Raw genomic sequence first — 20,617 nt, 5'->3', positions numbered from 1 at the left:
CATGCGATGTTAGCCTCGGGACGATCGCGTCCTCGTCCGACCGACCTGTCAGCGCAGAGCGCCCTCGATCGCCGCGATCACCTCGGGCGCGTCGGGCTTCACCGTCGGCCCGAAGCGGTGCAGCTCGCCCGACGGCGTCAGCACGAACTTCTCGAAGTTCCACTTGACGACGCCCTTTGCGCGCTCGAGGTTCTTCGTCGCCTTCAGCGCCTTGTACAGCGGCGCCGCATAGCGGCCGTTGACCTTGATCTTGTCCATGATCGGGAAGCTCACGCCGTAGGTCACGGAGCAGAACTCGAGGATCTCCTCCATCGACCCCGGCTCCTGACCCATGAACTGATTGCAGGGGAAGCCGATCACGCGCAGGCCACGGTCGCCGTACGTGCGCTGCAGCTGCTCGAGCTGCTCGTACTGCGGCGTCAGCCCGCATCTGGAGGCGACGTTGACGATGAGCAGGGGGCCGTCGCCGAACGCGCGCAGCGTCGTCTCCTCGCCGGCGGCATCGCGAAAGGGCACATCTCGGACATCCACAGGGGCGGTTTCGGTCACGCTCTCCACAGTACGCCTCATGAGCGGGGCGAGGGCGGCGCGGCTCTGGGAGAATGGAGGGTGATGTCCACCGTCCTCACCGCTCCGCCCGCCCGCCTGCGCATCGGCCCGCTGCTCCTCGACGCACCGGTCGTGCTCGCGCCGATGGCGGGCATCACCAACACCGCCTTCCGGCGGCTCTGCCGAGAGTACGGCGCCGGCCTCTACGTGTCGGAGATGATCACGACCCGCGCCCTGGTCGAGCGCAACGCCACGACGATGCGGCTCATCAGGCACCACGAGTCGGAGACGCCGCGGTCGATCCAGCTGTACGGCGTCGATCCGGCGACGACCGAGGCGGCCGTGCGGCTGCTGGTCGAGGAGGACCACGCCGACCACATCGACCTGAACTTCGGCTGTCCCGTGCCGAAGGTCACACGCAAGGGCGGGGGAGCGGCGCTGCCCTGGAAGCTCGGGCTGTTCCGCGACATCGTCACGCGCGCCGCGCGCGCCGCCGGCCCCGTGCCGCTCACGGTGAAGATGCGCAAGGGCATCGACGCCGACCATCTCACGTACCTCGACGCCGGCCGCATCGCCGAGGATGCCGGTGTCGCCGCCGTCGCGCTGCACGCCCGCACGGCCGCCGAGTTCTACTCGGGCACGGCCGACTGGAGCGCGATCGCGGCGCTCAAGCAGGCCGTCACGAGCATCCCCGTGCTCGGCAACGGCGACATCTGGAGCGCCGCCGACGCCGTGCGCATGATGGACGAGACCGGCTGCGACGGTGTCGTCGTGGGACGCGGCTGTCTCGGCCGGCCCTGGCTGTTCGGCGATCTCGCGGCGGCGCTGGGATCTCGATACGCCGCTCCTTCGGAGCGGCACTCGATCTGCGCGGGGGACGCCGCTCTTTCGGAGCCGGACCCGATCGGCGCGGGGGGTGCGGCGCCGGGGCCCGATGCCACGCTCGGCTTCGTCGCGCGCGCGTTCCGGCGTCATGCGGAGCTGCTCGTCGAGTTCTTCGACGACGAGGGCCGCGGATGCCGCGACATCCGCAAGCACGTCGCCTGGTACTTCAAGGGCTACCCCGTCGGGGGCGAGACGCGGGCGAGTCTCGCCACGGTGTCCACGCTCGCCGAGATCGACGACCTGCTGGCCACGCTCGACCTCGACGCGCCCTATCCCGGCGCGGCCGCGGAGGGACAGCGCGGTCGTGCGGGCAGCCCGAAGCGGCCCGCGCTGCCCGACCGCTGGCTCGACACGCGCGACCTCGACGCGGCCGAGACGTGCGCCATCGCCGACGCCGAGCTGGACCACAGCGGTGGGTAGGGGATCGCTGGGGGTCTCGCCCGGGCGCCCGCACGGCTACGGCGATCGCGACGCCGAACGGTTCCACGCCGAGACGCACCGGTCGCAGCGCGACAGCTTCGCCCGCGACCGGGCGCGCGTGCTGCACTCGGCGGCCCTGCGCCGGCTCGCCGCGAAGACGCAGGTGCTCAGCCCCGCGAGCCCCGCCGACTTCGCGCGCAATCGCCTGACGCACTCGCTCGAGGTGGCCCAGGTGGGCAGGGAGCTCGCGATCGAGCTGGAGCTGTCGCCCGACGTGGTCGACACGGCCTGCCTGTGCCACGACCTGGGACATCCGCCGTTCGGGCACAACGGCGAGCGTGCGCTCAACGACTGGGCGGAGCCTATCGGCGGGTTCGAGGGCAACGCGCAGTCGCTGCGCATCCTGACCCGGCTCGAGTCCAAGGTGCTCGGCGCCGACGGGGAGAGCTACGGGCTGAACCTCACGCGCGCGAGCCTGGACGCCACGTGCAAGTATCCGTGGACGGCGGCGCACGCCGTGCCCGACCCGGGCGGCCGGCAGAAGTTCGGCGTCTACCGCGAGGACGAGGCCGTCTTCGCGTGGATGCGCGAGGGCGCGCCCGGGCGCGTGCGGTGCATCGAGGCGGAGGTCATGGACCTCTCCGACGACATCGCCTACTCCGTGCACGACTTCGAGGACGCCGTGCTGAACGGCTACCTCGACCCGCGGCGGCTCGTCGACACACGCGAGCGGGAGGCGCTGCTCACGGCGATCCGGTCGTGGGTCGGCTACGACTTCGCACGCGACGAGCTCGCCGACGCGCTGTACCGGCTGACGCTCATGCCGGAATGGCTCGTGTCGTTCGACGGGTCGCGCGCCGACGTCGCACGCCTCAAGAACCTCACGAGCGACCTCATCGGCCGCTTCGCGCGCGCCGCGACGGCGGCGACGCGCGAGCACTACTCGACGCCGACGCTCGCCCGATTCGGCGGACGGGTCATCGTCCCGCGCGTCGTGGAGGTCGAGATGGCGGTGCTCAAGGGCATCATCGGGGCCTACGTCGTCACGATCGACGGCCGCAAGGGGCTCTACAAGGAGCAGCGCAACGTGCTGAAGCGGCTCGCACAGGCCCTCGCCGACCGGCCGGAGCAGCTCGACCGCGTGCACGGCGGCGACTTCGCGGCATCCGCGACCGACGCGGAGCGCATGCGCGTCGTCGTCGACCAGGTCGCGAGCCTCACCGATCGCACGGCGCTCGAATGGCACGCCCGGCTCGTCGGCCCCGTCGACCTGCGCGAGCTCGGCATGTGGTCGTTCGGAGACCGGGCCGTCGTGCCGCGCGAGTTCGTGCTGCCCGAGCCGCTCGAGGGCCTCTGACATGCCGCGCATCCGCCAGTCGGACGTCGACGAGGTCAAGGCGCGCACCAACATCGCCGACATCATCGGCGAGCGCGTCGCGCTCAAGTCGGCCGGGGTCGGCTCCCTCAAGGGGCTGTGCCCCTTCCACGACGAGCGCAGCCCCAGCTTCAACGTGCGCCCGCAGGTCGGCTACTACCACTGCTTCGGCTGCGGCGAGTCGGGCGACGTGTACTCGTTCCTGCGGGCGATGGACCATCTGACGTTCACGGAGGCGGTCGAGCGGCTCGCGGCGCGCATCGGCTTCCCCCTCACCTACGAGGAGGGCGGTCCGGCGCCCGACACGAGCGGCCGCACGCGGCTCTATCAGGCCAGCACGGCGGCCGCGGAGTTCTATCGTGCCCAGCTCGCGTCGCCCGAGGCCGACATCGCCCGCCGGTTCCTCGGCGAGCGCGGGTTCGACGCGGGCGCGGCGGCGCACTTCGGCATCGGCTACGCGCCCCGCGGCTGGAACGGCCTGCGCGACGCGCTGCGGTCGCGGGGGTTCTCCGACGACGAGCTGACGGCCGCGGGCCTCGTCTCGCCGGGTCAGCGCGGTGCCTACGACCGGTTCCGGGGGCGCCTCGTGTGGCCGATCCGCGACCTCACCGGCCAGACGATCGGCTTCGGGGCGCGCCGGCTGCACGACGACGACAACGGCCCGAAGTACCTCAACACGCCCGAGACGACGATCTACAAGAAGGCGCAGGTGCTCTACGGCCTCGACCTCGCCAAGAAGGCGATCTCGCGCGAGCACCGCGTCGTCGTGGTCGAGGGGTACACCGACGTCATGGCGTGCCACCTCGCGGGCGTCACGAGCGCGATCGCGACGTGCGGCACGGCGTTCGGCGCCGATCACATCACGGTGCTGCGCCGCGTCATGGGCGACGACTCGGCGGCCGGCGAGGTCGTGTTCACCTTCGATCCCGACGCCGCGGGCCAGAAGGCGGCGCTGCGGGCGTTCGCCGACGCGAAGCGGTTCAACGCGCAGACCTACGTCGCGACGGGCCCCGAGGGGCTCGACCCGTGCGACCTGCGGCTGCAGCGGGGGGATGCGGCGGTGCGATCGCTCGTGGAGGGCAAGACGCCCATGGTCGAGTTCGTGATCGATCAGCGCATCGGCGAGTTCGATCTCGCGAGCGTCGAGGGGCGCGTCGGCGCCCTGCGCGCCGCGGCGCCCGTCGTCGCACAGCTGCGCGACCGGCTCATGCAGCCCGAGTACGTGCGCGTGCTCGCTCGGCGGCTCGGCATGGACACGGAGGACGTGCGCCGAGAGGTCGCCCGAGCCGGCCGCGCCGAGGCGGAGCCGCGCCGTCCGCAGCGCGCCGACGAGGCACCCGCGGCGCCCGACGCGCCGATCGCGCGCACGACGCTGGCGACCCTGCCCGTCGACCCCGCCACCGTGCTCGAGCGGGGGGCGCTCATGGGGGTGCTGCAGTACGGCCATCTCGTGGAGGCCGACGAGGTGGACCCCGCGATCGCCCTGCCGATGCGGCATCCGGCCCTCGACGCGGTGCGTCAGGCGATCGGCGCGCAGCCCGACCGCGCGCGCGTGGGCTGGGCGGTCGCCGCCGCGGAGTCGACGCGCGAGCCGTACCGCACGCTCGCGGTCGAGCTGCTCACCGCCGACTTCCCGGCGCTGACCGAGGCCGAGGCGATCGCGTCGACGCGATCGCTGTGCCGTCGCCTGCGCACGCGCGCGCTCGATCGCCGCAAGGCCGAGCTGCTGGGGGCGGTGCAGCGCGTCGCCCCTGACTCAGAGGAGGGGCGCGCCGTGCGGCTCGCGCTGCGCGACATCGACCTGCAGCGCAGCGCCCTCGTGGAGGAGTGAGGCGCGCGGGAACACGCGACCCGCACGGCGCTCGTGGCATCGCGCCGCCGCCCAGGGCAGGATGAAGGGCATGGCGTCCGATTCCCCCCTCGGCGACGACCTCGCGATCGTCTGCCGTGATCTCTCCGTCGCCCGCAGACGCGAGCGCGTCGTCGACGGCGTCACCTTCGAGCTGCGGGCCGGGTGCGCCCTGGCGGTCATGGGCGCGACGGGCGCGGGCAAGTCCAGCCTCGCGCAGCTGCTCGCGGGCGCGTCCGACGACGTGCGCGTCGACGGCGGGGATGCCGAGGTCGTCGGCATCCCCGTGCGTCGAGCAGGGCGGGCCCGCCGCCTGCGGCTCGTGCTGACCGGGTACGTCGCCCAGAACGCGGGATCGACGCTGCCGCCCGATCTCACCGTCGCCGAGATCGTCGCCCATCCGGTCACGAGCCGCGACCGCAAGGTGAACCGCCGCGCGCTGTCGGAGCGGGTCGTCGCGCTGCTCGACGAGCTGGGGCTGTCGCTGGGCACGGCCTCGAAGTATCCGTACGAGCTGAGCGCGGGCATGCGCCAGCGCGTCGCGATCGCGCGGGCGCTCGTGCTCGACCCGCGCGTGCTCATCGCCGACGAGCCGTACGCCGGGATCGACCTGTCGATGCGTCAGCTCGTGCGCGAGGCGCTGCTGCGCCGTCGCGACGACGCGGCCCTGTCGCTGCTCGTCGTCACGAACGAGGCCCAGGCGGCTCGCGAGCTCGACGCCGACGTGCTCGTGATGCACCGAGGACGCACCGTGGCCGTCGGCCCGGACGCCGACTCCCTGATCTGGACGCCCGGGTACCCGCGCGTCTCCGCATGAGCGTCGTCGCGCCCATGAGAAACGGCCCCGAGGTGGAGCTCGGAGCCGTATCGCTCCCCGGCTTGGACTCGAACCAAGAACCTATCGGTTAACAGCCGATTGCTCTGCCAATTGAGCTACCGAGGATCATCACCCGCGAGCGGGCAACTCGAATATCGTAGCAAACTCCCGGGCGTGCGCGTGACACCCGGCGGGCGTCACGCGTCGAGGTCGTCGACGCCTGGCGTCCAGCTCGCGCCCGGGCGGCCCCAACCGCGCTTGCGGGCGATCTTCTGCGTCGTCTTCCAGTCGCCGTCGTCGAGGCGGTCGATGTAGAGGATGCCGTCGAGGTGGTCGAACTCGTGCTGCATGATGCGCGCACGCCATCCGTCGACGCGGATCTCGACGGGCGCGCCGTCGAGGTCGACGCCGGTCACGCGCACCTCGTCGGAGCGGCGCAGCGCGAACCGCTCGCCGGGGAACGACAGGCATCCCTCGGCCTCGTCGTCGGGATCCGGCGTGCCCGGCTCCAGCGGGCGCATCCACAGCTCGGGATTGATGACGACGCCTCGCCAGGGCTCGCCCTCGTCGTCCTGGTACGAGTACGTGTAGATGCGCAGCCCCACTCCGACCTGCGGCGCCGCCAGGCCGACACCGGGGGCGGCGTCCATCGTCTCGAACATGTCCGCGACGAGCGTGCGGATCTCGTCGGTGATCTCGCCGACGGGGGAAGCGGGAGCGTGCAGCACGGGATCGCCCATGATGCGGATCGGAAGAACAGCCACGTTTCGAGCCTAATCGAGCCGGGTCGCCGACTAGGCTCGTGGCGTGGTCCTCACGGAAGTCGGCATCGGCGAGATCACCGATCAGCTGGTCGGTGTCTTCCGTGACCCCAAGATCCTGGCCGGCATCCCCCTGGCGCTGCTCGGCGCCGTCTTCATGTCGTTCGGCGCCCAGTACCAGCACCGCGGCGTGCAGAAGGTCGAGCGGCTGACGAACTCCGACGGCGGCACGGGCCTGAGCGTCAACCAGCTGTGGAACCTGCTGCGCCGCCCCTCGTGGGTCGTCGGCACCCTCATGCTCGGTCTCGCGATCGTCTGCCAGCTCGCCGCGCTCTCGTTCGCGCCGCTCATCCTCGTGCAGCCGATCGGCGCGGTCTCGCTCGTCATCACCACTCTGCTGAACGCCCGCATCAGCGGCCACAGGCCGACCCGGAGCTCGTGGTCCGCGATCGCGCTGTGCGTCGGCGGCATCCTCGTCTTCGTCACCATCGCGGCGCTATACGCGACCGAGGAGCCCGTCAGCGACCGCCAGCTCGTCACGATCCTGCTGATCCTGCTCGCGATCGTGATCGTCATGGGCGGGCTCTGGCTCTGGCAGCGTCAGCGCACCCGCGCCCTGTTCTACATCGTCGCGGCCGGCATCGTCTACGGCTTCGTCGCGACGCTCGCGAAGGTCGTGATCAGCCGCATCCAGACGGGCGACTTCGAGTGGCTCACCGTGCTGTGCGTCGTCGCCCTGCTGGCCGGCACCGGCATCGGCGCCTACTTCGTGCAGACCGCCTACTCCTCGGGCCCGCCCGACCTCGTGATCGCGGGGCTCACCGTCATCGACCCGATCGTCGCGATCATCATCGGCATCGCGGTACTCAACGAGGCCGCCAAGGCGCCGTTCGGCGCCTTCATCGGGTTCTTCATCGCGGGCGGCCTCGCGGTCACCGGCGTCTTCCTGCTCGCGCGGCATCACCCGCAGGTCATCAGCGAGAGCCAGGAGCTGCCGATCGCGCGCGGCAGCGGTGGCGGCGCGCTCGTCGAGCCCGCCGGCGGCCGGACGGGGTCGGTGCGCATCACGGAGGCCGTCGCCAAGGTGTGGCCCGACCCGCCCGTGCGCGACGACGACGAGCCGCGGCGCAGATGAGCCGATAGGCTCGTAGACCGAGGGGCGGTGGCCAAGCTGGTCAAGGCAGCGGGCTCATAACCCGACGATCGTGGGTTCAAGTCCCACCCGCCCTACGCGTCAGCGGTCGCCGCGACGAGCGCGGTGAGGAAGGCGCGTGCCGCCGGCCCCGCCGCACGCTCGTCGCGCACGACGGCATGCACCGTGCGGGTGGCCCAGGGGTCGTCGACCTCGAGCACGAGCACGTCCGCCCGCGTCTCCTCGGTCAGCAGTCCTCTCGGCGTCAGCGTCACGCCGAGGCCCGCGCGGACCATGCCGAGTGCGACCTCGCCGGTGCGCACGACCTGCAGGAACTCCACGCTCGAGCCGTGAACACGGGCGAGGTCCTCGAGCGCGAGCGCGAGCGTGCGCGTCACGATCAGGTCCTGCGTCATCAGCTCGGGCACCGTGATGGCCGCGCGTGCGCTGAAGGGATGCCCCGGCGGGAGCGTGGCCACGAGCTCCTCGCTCGTGAGCAGGTGCACCGCGGCATCGCCGAAGTCCACCGGCCCCACGGTCGCGAACACACCCACGTCGCACTTCCCTGAGACGGCCTGGTGCAGCACTTCGACGTTGTCGAGCTCGTGCAGGCGCACCTGCACGGCCGGCCACTCGAGCATGTACGCGCCGATCGCGGGGGCCAGGAGGTCGGCGATCACCGAGTGGGCGGCGGCCACCGTGAGCTCGCCCTCCACACGCCCGGCGATCTCGGCGATGTCCGCGCGCAGCGTCTCGAGCTCCTCGAAGAGCGCGTGCGCGTGCCGCGCGACGGCCTGGCCCGCCTCGGTGAGCAGGACCCCCGTGCGGCCCCGTTCCAGGAGCGGCACGCCCAGCACGTCCTCCAGGGCCTGGATGCGTCGCGTCGCGGTCGACGGCGCGATGTGCTCCCGCGCGGCCGCGAGGCCGATCTGCTCCTCCTCGACGACGGTGAGGAACAGGCGCAGGCTGAACAGGTCGAGCTGCCTGATCAGGCCCTCCCGGCTGACGCCCGTCACGGCTATCGCCGTGCAGAGGCCAGGAGCAGCGACTCGCGCTGCAGCGGGGCGATGAGCGCCGCGGCATCGTCCGCGTCGCTCCAGATGTCGGCGACGAGCCGGCCTCCCGCGCCGGCGAGCCCGTGTGCGGCGAGCCCGTCGCCCTTCGCGGCGATCTGCGCGACCGTGAGCGGCCTCTCCGCCGTGCCGATGCTGTCGACGACCAAGGCGGACCGCACGGATCCGTCCGTGAGCGTGAGCCGCACGGCCGAGGCGAAGTGCTCCGGATAGTGCGCCGCCTCCAGCTCGGCGTCCACGGCGAACCGCACCCGATCGGCGACGGCCCGGATGCGCGGATCCCGCAGGTGATCCTCGTCGTACGCCTCGTAGGCGTAGGGCCCGTAGGCCAGCGTCGCGCCCACGACGTAGGGGCAGCTGTACTGCGCGGTCATCGTCGACTCCGCCGCCGTCATGTGCTGTTCCGCCACGAGCGTCGGCCCGCTGACCAGGATGTCGGCGATGGCGTCGACGGGAAGCGCGAACCCGTCGGTCGCCTCGCGGAGCGCGTCGATCGTCGAGTGGAACAGGCGGCAGCACGCGTACGGCTTGAGGCTGAAGCGGTGGATCTGCAGCTCGCCGCCGAGATCGATCTCGGCGAGCGGGCCTGCCAGCACCGCCGCGAGACCGTACGCGCCCTCGACGACCAGCCGCGGCGCGGTCACCGACGGCAGCGCGGCGAAGTCGGCGGAGCGGATCCCGTTGTGCGCCCCGAGGCCCGCGTGCACGCGCTTGACCTCGCCGCCCGTCGGCTCCGCCGAGAACTGCATCAGTCCGCTGGGCTGCGACAGCGCGTGTCCCCAGGCGCGCGTCAGGGGCCCGGCATCCATCCGTTCGCCGCGGCGCAGCGCCCGCAGCGTCAGCGTCGTCGCCGCGCTTCCGTACGCGCCGTACAGCGCGGTCGGATGCAGCCCGCGGTGCACGGCCGACATGCCGCCCGCCGCGATGCCGATGAGAGCCATCGCCTCGTTGCCGGCGGCGATCGCCTGCAGCAGGTGCCGGCTCTCGACGGGCGGACCCGGCTCGGCCGCGACCGCGAGCGCCGACGAGATGATCACCGACCCCGGATGGCTCGCCGTGGCGTTGTGCGTGTCGTCGAGCTCGAAGCCGTGGCTCGCCGTGCCGTGCGCGAGCGCGGCGACGGATGCCTCGGTCGTCCACTCCCGGCCGAGGACGGGGCTGCTGCCGCTGCCGGCGAACCGGCGCGTCCAGTCGGCGATCTCGATCGCGACGGGGCGCGTGGCACCCCACAGCGACACGATGCAGTTGTCGAGGAGGAGGCGCCGCACGGCTTCGACGTCGCGGGCGTCCAGCGACGCGTTCGCGACGTTCGCGACGTGTGCCGCGAGCCGCGCGGTCGGGCCGTTCGCCTGCTGTGCGTTCATCCGGGCTCTCCTCGGTCGTGATCTGCAGCGACGCTAGCGGGTGGCGCGAGCCGGAGGCAATTGAGGATGTCGCAACCGCGCTTCGACGCACCCGAATCCCGATGCGCGTCTGCCTGGCGGACATGACACGAACCGCTAATCACACGGTTGTCATTCATGGCGCGGATCAGTCATAATGGGCGCACAACCACATATCCCGCCAGCTCACCGGCACTCAGGTCGTAGGGGAAGACGCACCTGAAACGGACGGAGAGATGATGGCGACACCACAGGCGCGCGGAGTGATCTACATTCACTCAGCGCCACGCGCGTTGTGCCCCCACCTGGAGTGGGCGGTGGGACGCGTGCTCGGCGGTGCCGTGAACATGGACTGGGCCGATCAGCCCGTCCTCGCCGGCAGCCGTCGCGCCGAGTTCTACTGGGAGGGCCCCGCCGGCACCGGCGCGGCCCTGGCCACCGCGATCCGCGGCTGGGAGCACCTGCGCTTCGAGGTCTCCGAGGACCCGTCGCCGCGCAGCGACGGCGGCCGCTGGATGCACACCCCCGATCTCGGCATCCACTACGCGCAGACCGACACGGCCGGCAACGTCGTGATCGGCGAGGACCGCATCCGCTATGCGATGGAGATCGCGGCGGGGGATGCCGGCGAGCTGCAGCGCGAGCTGCAGGTCGCCCTGGGCTCGGCATGGGACGCCGAGCTCGAGCCGTTCCGGCACGCGAGCGACGACGCCCCGGTCGTCTGGCTGCACAAGGTCGGCTGAGGGCGGCACGAACCACAGCGCACAACTGAACACGGGCGGCGCGGCGGCGCCAGTACCGGAGACCGGACGAATCATTCCCGGGAGACGGGACCGCGTGCCGACCGCCTGACCATGAAAGAAGAGGGACCCCACCCACCGGTGGGGTCCCTCTGTCGTCTCGGTCCGTCGTCTCGGTGCGTGCGCCCGAGCGGGTCAGACCGACGCGAAGGCGACGACCGCGTTGTGGCCGCCGAAGCCGAACGAGTTGCTGATCGCCAGCTGGTCGCCCGCGCCGAGCGGCGTGGGCTCGGTCGAGAGGCGGAACGGCACCTCGGGGTCCTGTTCCGTCAGGTTGATCGTGGGGGGAGCGACGCGGTCGCGCAGGGCGAGCACGGTGAAGACGGCCTCGAGGGCGCCCGTGCCGCCGAGCAGATGACCCGTCGAGGCCTTGGTGCCCGACACGACGATCTCGTCGACGCGCGCGCCGAAGACCGACCTGAGCGCCGTGTACTCGTTGGGGTCGCCGACCGGCGTCGACGTCAGGTGCGCGTTGACGTGCGTCACCTCGTCGGCACCGCGTCCGGCCGCCTCGAGCGCGAGCCGCACGGCACGCGCGGCACCCGTGCCCTCGGGGTCGTTGGCCGTGATGTGGTAGGAGTCGGCGGTGACTCCGCCGCCGAGGATCTCGGCGTAGATCTTCGCGCCCCGGGCCTTCGCGTGCTCCTCGGTCTCCAGGATGAGCACCGCGGCGCCCTCGGCCATGACGAAGCCGTCGCGATCCACGCTGCCGGGTCGTGACGCGGTCGCGGGGGAGTCGTTGCGCCTCGAGAGGGCCTGCATCGACGAGAACGCCGCGATCGTGATGGGGTGGATGACCGACTCCGCGCCGCCCGCGATGATCACGTCGGCGAGGCCCGCGCGCAGGTGCTCGACCGCGCCCACGAGCGACTCGGTGCTCGAGGCGCATGCGCTGGCGACCGTGCGCGCGAAGGCGCGGGCGCCGAAGTGGAGCGACAGGTTGCCCGCCGCCGCGTTCGGCATGAGCATCGGCACGGTCATCGGCAGGACGCGGCGCGGTCCCTTCTCGCGGAGCGTGTCCCAGGCGTCCAGCAGCGTCCACAGGCCGCCGATGCCGGTCGCGAAGTCGACGCCGAGCCGATCGGGGTCGACGTCGGGCGCGCCGGCGTCCTCCCACGCCTCCATGGCCGCGACCATCGCGAACTGCGACGACGGGTCGAGTCGCTTCGCGACGGGGCGCTCCAGCACGGTGTCGGGCCGCACCCTGGCCTGCGCGGCGAAGGTGACGGGCAGCTGATACTTCTCGACCCAGTCGTACTCGAGGCTGCGTGCGCCCGACTCTCCGGCCAGCAGTGCCGCCCAGCTGTCGGGAGCGGTGCCGCCGATGGGGGACGAGGCTCCGATTCCGGTGACCACGATCCGCGATGTGCTCATGCTGTCTCTTTCGTGCGTGCCGGTGGGGGCGGCTGCGCCCCCACCGGATGCATAGGGGGTTACGCCTGGTTGTCGACGATGAAGGTGACGGCGTCGCCGACCGTCTTGAGGTTCTTGACCTCTTCGTCGGGGATGGTGACGCCGAACTTCTCCTCGGCGTTGACGACGATCGTCATCATCGAGATCGAGTCGATGTCGAGGTCGTCGGTGAACGACTTCTCCAGCGCGACCTCGTCGGCGGAGATGCCGGTCTCGTCGGTGATGAGCTCGGCGAGTCCGGCGAGGACCTCGTCGTTGCTGAATGCCATGGTGTTCTCCTTGTTCTCTCGGGAATCGCCGGCCCTGAGGACCGCAGTTCAGTCTAGGTGGGAGGCGCCCCGCATCACGGGAGCACGACCACCTGCGCGCCATAGACGAGACCGGCGCCGAAGCCGATCTGCAGCGCGAGCCCGCCGCTGAGCTCGGGGTGCTCCTGCAGCAGGCGGTGCGCCGCGAGCGGCACCGAGGCGGCCGACGTGTTGCCGGTCGTCTCGATGTCGCGTGCGATGACGACCGTGTCGGGGAGCTTGAGCTGCTTGGCGAACTCGTCGATGATGCGCATGTTCGCCTGGTGCGGGATGAACGCCGCGAGGTCGGACGCCTCGACGCCGGCGGCCTCGAGCGCCTGGCGGGCGACCTTCGCCATCTCCCAGACGGCCCAGCGGAACACGGTCGGGCCCTCCTGCCGCAGGGTCGGCCAGGGCGCCTTGCCGTCGCGGAACTCGATGAGCGTGTGGTTCATGCTCACGGCATCCCACTTGGAGCCGTCCGAGCCCCAGACCGACGGGCCGATGCCGGGCGTGTCGCTGGGGCCGACGACCGCGGCGCCCGCGCCGTCGCCGAGCAGGAAGGAGATCGTGCGATCGGCGGGGTCGATGATCTCGCTGAGCTTCTCGGCGCCGACGACGACGACGTAGGTCGCCGCTCCCGCGCGGATCAGCGCGTCGGCCTGGGCCACGGCGTAGGCGAAGCCCGCGCACGCGGCGTTCATGTCGTAGGCCGCGGCGGGGTTCGCGCCGATCCGGTCTGCGACGATCGCGGAGACCGACGGCGACTGGCGCGGGTTGGAGATCGTCGCGACGATGACGGTGTCGATCTGCCCGGGCGCCACGCCCGACCTCTCGACCGCCTCGGCGGCCGCCTCGGTCGCGAGGTCGATCGCCGTGACGTCGGCGCCGGCGCGCACGCGCGTGACGACGCCGGTGCGCTGACGGATCCACTCGTCGCTGGAGTCGATGGGGCCGATGATGTCGGCGTTGGGCACGGCGAACTCGCCGCGCGCGGCACCGTACGAGTAGATGCGCGTGTGCGCAGGTCCGGTGCGCTGCGTCAGGGTGATGGTCATGCGTTGTCTCCCGTCAGAAGAGCGGTGGCGGCGGCGAGGTCGTCGGGCGTCTTGACGGCGACCGCGGGGACGCCGCGCAGCGAGCGCTTGGCGAGCCCGACGAGGGTGCCGGCCGGCGCGAGCTCGATGATGCCGGTCACGGCGTGCTCGGCGAAGGATGCCATGCACAGGTCCCACCGCACGGGGTTCGCGACCTGGTCGACGAGCAGGTCGAGCGCGCGACGCCCCTCGGCCACAGGCCGGCCGTCGCGGTTGCTCCACAGGGTGAGCGCGGGGTCGGCGGGCTCCAGCGCGCCCGCGGCCTCGCGCAGGGTGGCCACGGCGGGCGCCATGAAGCGCGTGTGGAACGCGCCGGCGACCTGGAGCGGGATGACGCGCGAGCCCTTGACGGGCTCGGCCGCGAGAGCCGCGAGAGCGCCGAGCTCGCCCGCGGCGACGATCTGACCGCCGCCGTTGTGGTTGGCCGGCGTGAGGTCGAGCTCCTCGAGGCGCGCGACGACGGCGTCGGCGTCGCCGCCGAGCACGGCGCTCATGCCCGTCTCGACGATCGCCGCGGCGTCGGCCATGGCCCGGCCGCGGATGCCCACGAGGCGCATGGCGTCGCTCTCCGTCAGCACGCCGGCCGCGGCGAGCGCGGCGATCTCGCCCACGGAGTGTCCGGCGGCGCCGTCGGGACGGGCGGGCGTCGCGGCCCGCAGCGCGTTGAACGACGCGAGGCTCGCGGCCACGATGAGCGGCTGGGCGACCTGGGTGTCGCGGATGCGGTCGGCGTCCCATTCGGTGCCGGCGGCCACGAGGTCCACTCCGGCGGCCTCCGAGTACGCCTCCAGGCGCTCGCGCACGCCCTCGAGCTCGAGCCACGGGGAGAGGAACCCGGGCGTCTGCGAGCCCTGGCCCGGAAAAGCGGCGATGATCACGTTTCTATCCTTCCGATCGTCGCCCTCCACCATATGGGTGGAAGGGTCACAGTCACGAGAGGATCCTTTGTGCGCGTCGTACAACGCCGTCCGGCTTCCGCGGTCACGACGTGCGTCGTTGCGCGCCGCCGCGGCGCCGCGTGACCTCCGTGCCGATCGAGCCGATGATGAGGGCGGTCTGCAGGATGAGCGCCTCGCGAGGGCCCGTCGCGTCCCATCCGATGACGTCGGTGACGCGCTTGAGCCGGTAGCGCACGGTGTTGGGATGCACGAAGAGCTCGCGCGCGGTGGCCTCCAGCGACCGGCCGTTGTCGAGGTAGCTCCACAGCGTGGTGACGAGATCCGCCGAGTGCGCGTGCAGCGGCCGGTAGATGCGGTCGACCAGCGTCGCCTTCGCGAGCGAGTCGCCGGCGAGCGCGCGCTCGGGGAGGAGGTCGTCGGCCTCGACGGGACGGGGCGCGTGCCGCCACGCGTTCGCGACCGCGAAGCCGGCCAGCGCGGCGCGCGCGCTCTGGCTCGCGTCGACGAGCGCGGGCACCGTGGGCCCGAGCACGAGATGCCCGGGACCGAATCCGGGCTCCAGCCGCCGCGCGATCTCGGGGAACGGGAGGGGACCGTCGTCGGCCGCGGGCGCGGCGGACGACGAGCCGTCGGCGCGTCCGATCACGAGCACGAGCCGCGACCCCTGCACGCCGATGAGCACGTCGACGCCCAGCTTGCGCGCCGTGCGCCGCACCTGGTCGACGTCGAGCTGCGGCGACGTCGTGCCGACGAGCACCGCGACCTCGCCGTGTCCGTGCCACCCGAGCGCGGCGATGCGGCTGGGGAGCTCCTCGTCGGCCTCGCCCGTGAGGATCGAGTCGACGACGAGCGCCTCCAGCCGTGCGTCCCAGAGCCCGCGCGCCTCGGCGGCGCGCGCGTAGACGTCGGCGGCGCCGAACGCGACCTCGCGCGAGTACAGCAGGATGCTCTCGCGCAGCGCCTCGCCGCGGCCCGCGACGCGCTCCTCGGTCACCTCGACCGTGACGCGGATCAGCTGCAGGGTCTGCGTCAGGCTCACGCTGCGCAGCAGCTCGCGGGGCGCGGCCGCGAACACGTCGGCCGCGACCCACGGCGTCGCGTTGGGGTTGTCGTACCACTCGATGAACGACGTGATGCCCGCCTGCGCCACGAGCCCGACGGCGGACCGGCGGGCCGGCGGCATCTCGGCGTACCACGGCAGCGACTCCTCGAGCCGCTTGATCGTCGCCGTGGCGAGGTCGCCCGAGATGCGCCGGAGCCACGCCAGTGTCTCCGCCTTCTGCTCCGGTGTGGCGCGCGGTGTCACGTCAGCTCTCGCCGCCCGCGTTCCCGCTCGTCCCCGCGGTCACGTCGAGCAGGCGGTACCTCTCGATCGCCTGCGCCGACAGCGCACGGTCGACCAGGCCCTCCTCGGCGAGCGACTGCAGCGCGCGCACGACGACCGAGGGGCCGTCGATCTTGAAGTAGCGGCGTGCGGCCGGGCGCGTGTCGCTGAAGCCGAAGCCGTCGGCGCCGAGGGTGCTGAACCGGCGGGGCACCCACGGACGGATCTGGTCCTGCACGGCGTGCATGAAGTCGCTCACCGCGATGATCGGTCCCTCGCTGTCGCGCAGCTTCTCGGTCACGTACGCGGTGCGCGGCTCGTCGAGCGGGTTCAGCATGTTGTGCTCGTCGGCGGCCAGCCCGTCGCGTCGCAGCTCGGTCCAGCTCGTCACCGACCAGACGTCCGCGGCGATGCCCCAGTCGTCGCGCAGCAGCTGCTGCGCCTCCAGCGCCCACGGCACGCCGACGCCCGACGCGAGCAGCTGCACGCGGTGGCCGCCGCCGTCGCCGACCGACACGCGGTGGATGCCGCGGACGATGCCCTCCGCGTCGACGTCCTCCGGCTCGGCCGGCTGCACGAGCGGCTCGTTGTAGATGGTGATGTAGTACATCACGTTGGGGTCGGGGTGCGTGCCGCCGTACATGCGGTCGAGGCCCGCGCTCACGATGTGCGCGATCTCGTAGCCGTAGGCCGGGTCGTACGAGACGGTCGCCGGGTTGGTGGAGGCGAGCAGGTGCGAGTGGCCGTCGGCGTGCTGCAGGCCCTCGCCGGTGAGCGTCGTGCGGCCGGCCGTGGCACCCATGATGAAGCCGCGCGCCATCTGGTCGCCGGCCGCCCACTGCGCGTCGCCGGTGCGCTGGAAGCCGAACATCGAGTAGAAGATGTACACGGGGATGAGTGGCTCGCCGTGCGTCGCGTACGACGTGCCGGTCGCGGTGAACGCCGCCAGCGCGCCCGCCTCGTTGATGCCGACGTGCATGATCTGGCCCTGCGGGCTCTCCTTGTACGCCAGCAGCAGCTCGCGGTCGACCGACGTGTAGTTCTGGCCGTGCGGGTTGTAGATCTTCGCGGTGGGGAAGAACGCGTCGATGCCGAACGTGCGCGCCTCGTCGGGGATGATCGGCACGATGCGGTTGCCGAAGTCCTTCGCGCGCAGCAGGTCCTTCAGCAGGCGGACGAACGCCATCGTCGTGGCGACCTCCTGCTGGCCCGAGCCCTTCTTCGCCTGCGCGTACGCCTTCTCGTCGGGCAGCGTGATCGGCACGTGGTGCGAGCGGCGCTCGGGCAGGAAGCCGCCGAGGGAGCGGCGGCGCTCGAGCATGTACTGGATCGTCTCGTCCTGCTGTCCGGGGTGGAAGTACGGCGGCAGGTAGGGGTTCTCCTCGAGCTGGGCGTCGCTGATCGGCACGCGCATCGCGTCGCGGAACTGCCTGAGGTCGTCGAGGGTCATCTTCTTCATCTGGTGGGTCGCGTTGCGGCCCTCGAAGTGGTGGCCCAGCCCGTAGCCCTTGATGGTCTTGGCGAGGATGACGGTCGGCTGGCCGCGGTGGTTCACGGCCGCGTCGTAGGCCGCGTACACCTTCTGGTAGTCCAGGCCGCCGCGACGCAGGCTTCCCCAGATCTGCTCGTCGGTGAGGTCCTCGACGAGCTGCAGCGCGCGCTCGTCGCGGGCGAAGAAGTGGTCGCGGATGTAGCCGCCGTTCTCGGCGCGGAACGTCTGGAAGTCGCCGTCGGGCGTCGTGTTCATGATCTTCAGCAGCGCGCCGTCGACGTCCTTCTGCAGCAGCGGGTCCCACCCGCGGCCCCACACGACCTTGATGACGTTCCAGCCGGCGCCGCGGAAGAACGCCTCGAGCTCCTGGATGATCTTGCCGTTGCCGCGCACGGGCCCGTCGAGCCGCTGCAGGTTGCAGTTGACGACGAACGTCAGGTTGTCGAGGCCCTCGTTGGCGGCCACCTGCAGCTGTCCGCGGCTCTCGACCTCGTCCATCTCGCCGTCGCCGAGGAACGCCCACACGCGCGTCTTCGAGACGTCCTTGATCCCCCGGTTGGTGAGGTACTTGTTGGTCATCGCCTGGTAGATCGCGTTGATCGGGCCGAGGCCCATCGACACGGTCGGGAACTGCCAGTAGTCCGGCATCAGGCGGGGGTGCGGGTAGGAGGGGATGCCGATCGGCGCCCGCGACTTCTCCTGGCGGAATCCGTCGAGGTTCTCCTCGGTGAGCCGGCCCTCCAGGAACGAGCGTGCGTAGATGCCGGGCGAGGCGTGGCCCTGCACGAAGATCTGGTCGGCGCCGTCGGGGTGCTCCGGGCCCTTGAAGAAGTGGTTGAAGCCGACCTCGTAGAGCGAGGCCGACGACGCGTACGTCGAGATGTGGCCGCCGACGCCGATGCCCGGGCGCTGCGCGCGGTGCACCGTGACCGCCGCGTTCCAGCGGATCCAGCGGCGGTACCGGCGCTCCAGCTCCTCGTCGCCGGGGAAGGCAGGCTCGTTCTCGGGGGCGATCGTGTTGATGTAGTCGGTGACGGGGACCTGCGGCACGTTGAGGTGCAGCTCGTGCGACTTCTGCAGCAGGCTCAGCATGATCTCGCGCCCGCGGCCCGCGCCCTTCGCGCTCACGAGCTGCTGGAGCGACTCCTGCCACTCAGAGGTCTCTTCGGGATCGCTGTCCAGGGGGTCCTGCGAGTACGGATCCTTCTCGTTGACAGTCACGGGAGACCTTTCTGCGTGTGGCGGATCGCGCCAGGGGATGGGAGGACACGGCTCGATCGCTTTGTGTGGCATCGACAACGTGCGCTTCCAGCCTAGCCACTGGGATGCGTCGCGGGACAGAGCGAAGACCGAGGCAGTCGCCGCCGACAGCAGCCGGTCCGTCTCGTAGACTTGCCCCCCGAGGGCCTTTAGCTCAGCTGGTAGAGCGCCACGTTTACACCGTGGATGTCGTCGGTTCGATCCCGGCAGGGCCCACCGGAGCGCCATGCGGGGAACCCGGCGGCTGGGCCCGGCCGCGCGGCGGCCCGGAGAGCAGCTCAGGAGGGAAGCCGGATGATCGTGCGGACCGTCGCCGTGGGCGTGCTCGTCGTCGCTCCTCACCCGTCGTCCGCGACGGGTCGGGCGGTCGCCGGGGGCGTTCCGACGCTCTCGACCGGGATGTCACGGGCCGGCTCCGCCGTCGTGTGCGCGGCGGTGATGCGATCGAGGTCGAACCAGCGGATCGCGTCGCGCTCGCGGCAGTGCGCGACGAGGTGCCAGCGGCCTCCCGTGCGTGCGAGGAAGACCGGGTCGACGTGGCGGGACGTCTGCGTTCCGCGCCGGTCGCGGTAGCGCAGCGACAGGACGCGCTGCTCGTGGAGGGCCCGTTCGATCGCCCGCCGTGTCCGCGCGTCCCGTGGGGTGCCCGCCTCGTCGATCCAGATCCGGCGGCCCAGCCTCTGCGATCGCCGGCGCGTTCCGGCATCCATGACGCTCAGGACCTTCGCGAGCGCGGCGCGGGCGTGATCGTCGAACGGCTCGCCGCGGTGGGCGGCGACCGCGGCGGCCAGGCCGGAGACCTCGGCATCGGTGAAGTTCACCGGCGGCAGCGTGGCCGACGCGTCGACCGCGTATCCGCCTCCCGGTCCCGGTCGCGCCCAGACCGGGAAGCCGCCCTGCTGCAGGGCGGAGACGTCGCGCTTGATCGTGCGCACGCTGACCTCGAAGGCCTCCGCGAGCCGATCCGCGGTGCGGCCAGCCGGGCCCGCGCGCCGCAGCTCCTCGCGCAGCGCGTAGAGGCGGTCGGTGCGGTTCATCGATAAATGGTGACATGACGATGACATCCGCGCGAGGGAGGGTGGATGCCATGGGCACATCACGTCACGCGATCCTCTTCCTCAGCGGTGCCGGACTGCCCGCCTGGATATGGGACGGGGTGCGGGAGCGACTGGACGGCGCGCACGAGACCTCGGTCGCCGCCCGCCCGGCGGGCGGCTCGGCCGGGCTCCGCGAGTACGCGGCGGCCGCGATCGACTCCGTGCGCGCGGAGCGGTTCGCGATCGTCGCGCACTCCGCCGGCGGCGTCGTGGGCGCCGAGGTCTCCCGGCTCGCACCGGCACGGGTCGTCGGCCTCCTCGCCGTGAGCGCGGTCGTGCCGAAGCCGGGCGGCTCGTTCCTCACGGCGCTGCCGGCCCCGAACCGGTGGGTGCTCGGCGCGGCGATGCGGATGGCCGGCACGCGCCCGCCGGAATCGGCGATCCGCAGGACTCTCGCGCACGGCCTGGACGAGCGCACCGTCGACCGTCTCGTCGCCGGCTTCGCTCCCGAGTCCCCGGGCTTCCACCGAGACCGGATCGGCGGCCGGCCGTCGTACGGACGGCGGGGCTACGTGCTGACCACGCGCGACCGGGAGCTCTCCCCGTCGTGGCAGCGGCGCTTCGCGGCGCGGCTCGGCGCCTCCTGTCGGCACGAGCTGCCGACGGGGCATCTCCCGATGCTCGAGGTCCCGGACGCCCTGGCCGAGGTCGTCTCGTCGTTCCTGGCGTCGAGGCCGGACGCGTCGGACTGACTCCCGCGTCGCG

General features: G+C 72.0%; 18 protein-coding genes and 3 tRNA genes. 9 read left to right on the top strand and 12 right to left on the bottom strand.

What is annotated here, in order from left to right; all coding sequences use genetic code 11:
• Positions 1-48 precede the first annotated feature (48 nt).
• Positions 49-549, bottom strand: coding sequence for a glutathione peroxidase (locus tag AOA12_RS11305; RefSeq protein WP_054686981.1), 501 nt, complete (start codon positions 547-549; stop codon positions 49-51).
• A 63-nt stretch (positions 550-612) separates the two neighbouring features.
• Between AOA12_RS11305 and dusB the strand changes: the two genes are divergently transcribed.
• The 4 genes from dusB to AOA12_RS11285 all read left to right on the top strand — a co-directional run bounded on the left by dusB (position 613) and on the right by AOA12_RS11285 (position 5,895).
• Positions 613-1,854 (top strand): tRNA dihydrouridine synthase DusB, encoded by a 1,242-nt coding sequence (dusB, locus tag AOA12_RS11300; RefSeq protein WP_054682794.1) that lies wholly within the window; start codon positions 613-615, stop codon positions 1,852-1,854.
• A complete protein-coding gene (locus AOA12_RS11295; RefSeq protein WP_054682792.1) occupies positions 1,847-3,211 on the top strand; it encodes a deoxyguanosinetriphosphate triphosphohydrolase in 1,365 nt (454 codons plus the stop codon). Before dusB ends, AOA12_RS11295 begins: the two co-directional genes overlap by 8 nt.
• A 1-nt stretch (position 3,212) precedes the next feature.
• Positions 3,213-5,060, top strand: a complete 1,848-nt coding sequence (dnaG, locus tag AOA12_RS11290) for a DNA primase (RefSeq protein WP_054682790.1) — start codon at positions 3,213-3,215, stop codon at positions 5,058-5,060.
• Between the two features lie 70 nt (positions 5,061-5,130).
• Entirely contained in the window at positions 5,131-5,895 is a 765-nt protein-coding gene (locus AOA12_RS11285) for an ATP-binding cassette domain-containing protein (protein WP_054682788.1), read from the top strand.
• Between the two features lie 53 nt (positions 5,896-5,948).
• Here the strand turns inward: AOA12_RS11285 and AOA12_RS11280 are convergent.
• Together AOA12_RS11280 and def are read right to left on the bottom strand one after the other, a co-directional pair.
• A tRNA-Asn gene (locus AOA12_RS11280) sits at positions 5,949-6,021 on the bottom strand.
• Positions 6,022-6,092: 71 nt separating this feature from the next.
• Positions 6,093-6,659: a peptide deformylase gene (gene def / locus AOA12_RS11275; RefSeq protein WP_082406176.1), complete on the bottom strand. Its 567-nt coding sequence runs from the start codon at positions 6,657-6,659 to the stop codon at positions 6,093-6,095.
• 43 nt (positions 6,660-6,702) lie between these two features.
• Here def and AOA12_RS11270 point away from each other — a divergent pair, with 43 nt between their 5' ends.
• Positions 6,703-7,791, top strand: a complete 1,089-nt coding sequence (locus AOA12_RS11270; protein WP_082406175.1) for a DMT family transporter — start codon at positions 6,703-6,705, stop codon at positions 7,789-7,791.
• A 21-nt stretch (positions 7,792-7,812) separates the two neighbouring features.
• Positions 7,813-7,886: transfer RNA gene (locus AOA12_RS11265), tRNA-Ile, on the top strand.
• On the opposite strand, the gene AOA12_RS23610 is transcribed toward AOA12_RS11265, so the two are convergent.
• On the bottom strand, positions 7,884-8,804 hold the full coding sequence (locus AOA12_RS23610) for a LysR family transcriptional regulator (protein WP_054682785.1): 921 nt from the start codon (positions 8,802-8,804) through the stop codon (positions 7,884-7,886). The two genes, AOA12_RS11265 and AOA12_RS23610, sit on opposite strands and share 3 nt — an antisense overlap.
• 2 nt (positions 8,805-8,806) lie before the next feature.
• Positions 8,807-10,225 (bottom strand): MmgE/PrpD family protein, encoded by a 1,419-nt coding sequence (locus AOA12_RS11255; protein WP_054682783.1) that lies wholly within the window; start codon positions 10,223-10,225, stop codon positions 8,807-8,809.
• Positions 10,226-10,482: 257 nt separating this feature from the next.
• On the opposite strand from AOA12_RS11255, the gene AOA12_RS11250 reads away from it, so the two are divergent.
• Positions 10,483-10,986: a DUF3145 domain-containing protein gene (locus AOA12_RS11250; RefSeq protein WP_054682782.1), complete on the top strand. Its 504-nt coding sequence runs from the start codon at positions 10,483-10,485 to the stop codon at positions 10,984-10,986.
• Positions 10,987-11,178: 192 nt separating this feature from the next.
• On the opposite strand, the gene AOA12_RS11245 is transcribed toward AOA12_RS11250, so the two are convergent.
• The 6 genes from AOA12_RS11245 to aceE form a co-directional block, all read right to left on the bottom strand.
• On the bottom strand, positions 11,179-12,417 hold the full coding sequence (locus AOA12_RS11245; RefSeq protein ID WP_054682778.1) for a beta-ketoacyl-[acyl-carrier-protein] synthase family protein: 1,239 nt from the start codon (positions 12,415-12,417) through the stop codon (positions 11,179-11,181).
• 59 nt (positions 12,418-12,476) lie between these two features.
• Positions 12,477-12,725: an acyl carrier protein gene (locus AOA12_RS11240; protein ID WP_054682777.1), complete on the bottom strand. Its 249-nt coding sequence runs from the start codon at positions 12,723-12,725 to the stop codon at positions 12,477-12,479.
• A gap of 74 nt (positions 12,726-12,799) precedes the next feature.
• Positions 12,800-13,801 (bottom strand): beta-ketoacyl-ACP synthase III, encoded by a 1,002-nt coding sequence (locus AOA12_RS11235; protein WP_054682775.1) that lies wholly within the window; start codon positions 13,799-13,801, stop codon positions 12,800-12,802.
• Positions 13,798-14,718 (bottom strand): ACP S-malonyltransferase, encoded by a 921-nt coding sequence (locus tag AOA12_RS11230; RefSeq protein ID WP_054686977.1) that lies wholly within the window; start codon positions 14,716-14,718, stop codon positions 13,798-13,800. The genes AOA12_RS11235 and AOA12_RS11230 overlap by 4 nt, the downstream gene beginning before the upstream one ends.
• 103 nt (positions 14,719-14,821) lie before the next feature.
• A complete protein-coding gene (locus AOA12_RS11225; protein WP_054682773.1) occupies positions 14,822-16,045 on the bottom strand; it encodes a PucR family transcriptional regulator in 1,224 nt (407 codons plus the stop codon).
• Between the two features lies 1 nt (position 16,046).
• Positions 16,047-18,776 carry a pyruvate dehydrogenase (acetyl-transferring), homodimeric type gene (gene aceE / locus AOA12_RS11220; RefSeq protein ID WP_054682771.1) on the bottom strand — a complete coding sequence of 910 codons (2,730 nt, stop codon included), beginning with the start codon at positions 18,774-18,776 and terminating at the stop codon, positions 16,047-16,049.
• A gap of 182 nt (positions 18,777-18,958) precedes the next feature.
• On the opposite strand from aceE, the gene AOA12_RS11215 reads away from it, so the two are divergent.
• Positions 18,959-19,031, top strand: a tRNA-Val gene (locus AOA12_RS11215).
• Between the two features lie 122 nt (positions 19,032-19,153).
• Here AOA12_RS11215 and AOA12_RS11210 read toward each other — a convergent pair.
• Positions 19,154-19,852 (bottom strand): helix-turn-helix transcriptional regulator, encoded by a 699-nt coding sequence (locus AOA12_RS11210; RefSeq protein WP_054682769.1) that lies wholly within the window; start codon positions 19,850-19,852, stop codon positions 19,154-19,156.
• Positions 19,853-19,902: 50 nt separating this feature from the next.
• Between AOA12_RS11210 and AOA12_RS11205 the strand changes: the two genes are divergently transcribed.
• Positions 19,903-20,604 (top strand): alpha/beta fold hydrolase, encoded by a 702-nt coding sequence (locus AOA12_RS11205; RefSeq protein WP_054682767.1) that lies wholly within the window; start codon positions 19,903-19,905, stop codon positions 20,602-20,604.
• Positions 20,605-20,617 lie beyond the last annotated feature (13 nt).

Origin of the sequence: Microbacterium sp. No. 7 (assembly GCF_001314225.1) — a bacterium.
Lineage (GTDB): Bacteria > Actinomycetota > Actinomycetes > Actinomycetales > Microbacteriaceae > Microbacterium.
The sequence above is the reverse complement of the archived record's forward strand: the minus strand, read 5'-3'. Positions and strand labels throughout refer to the sequence as shown.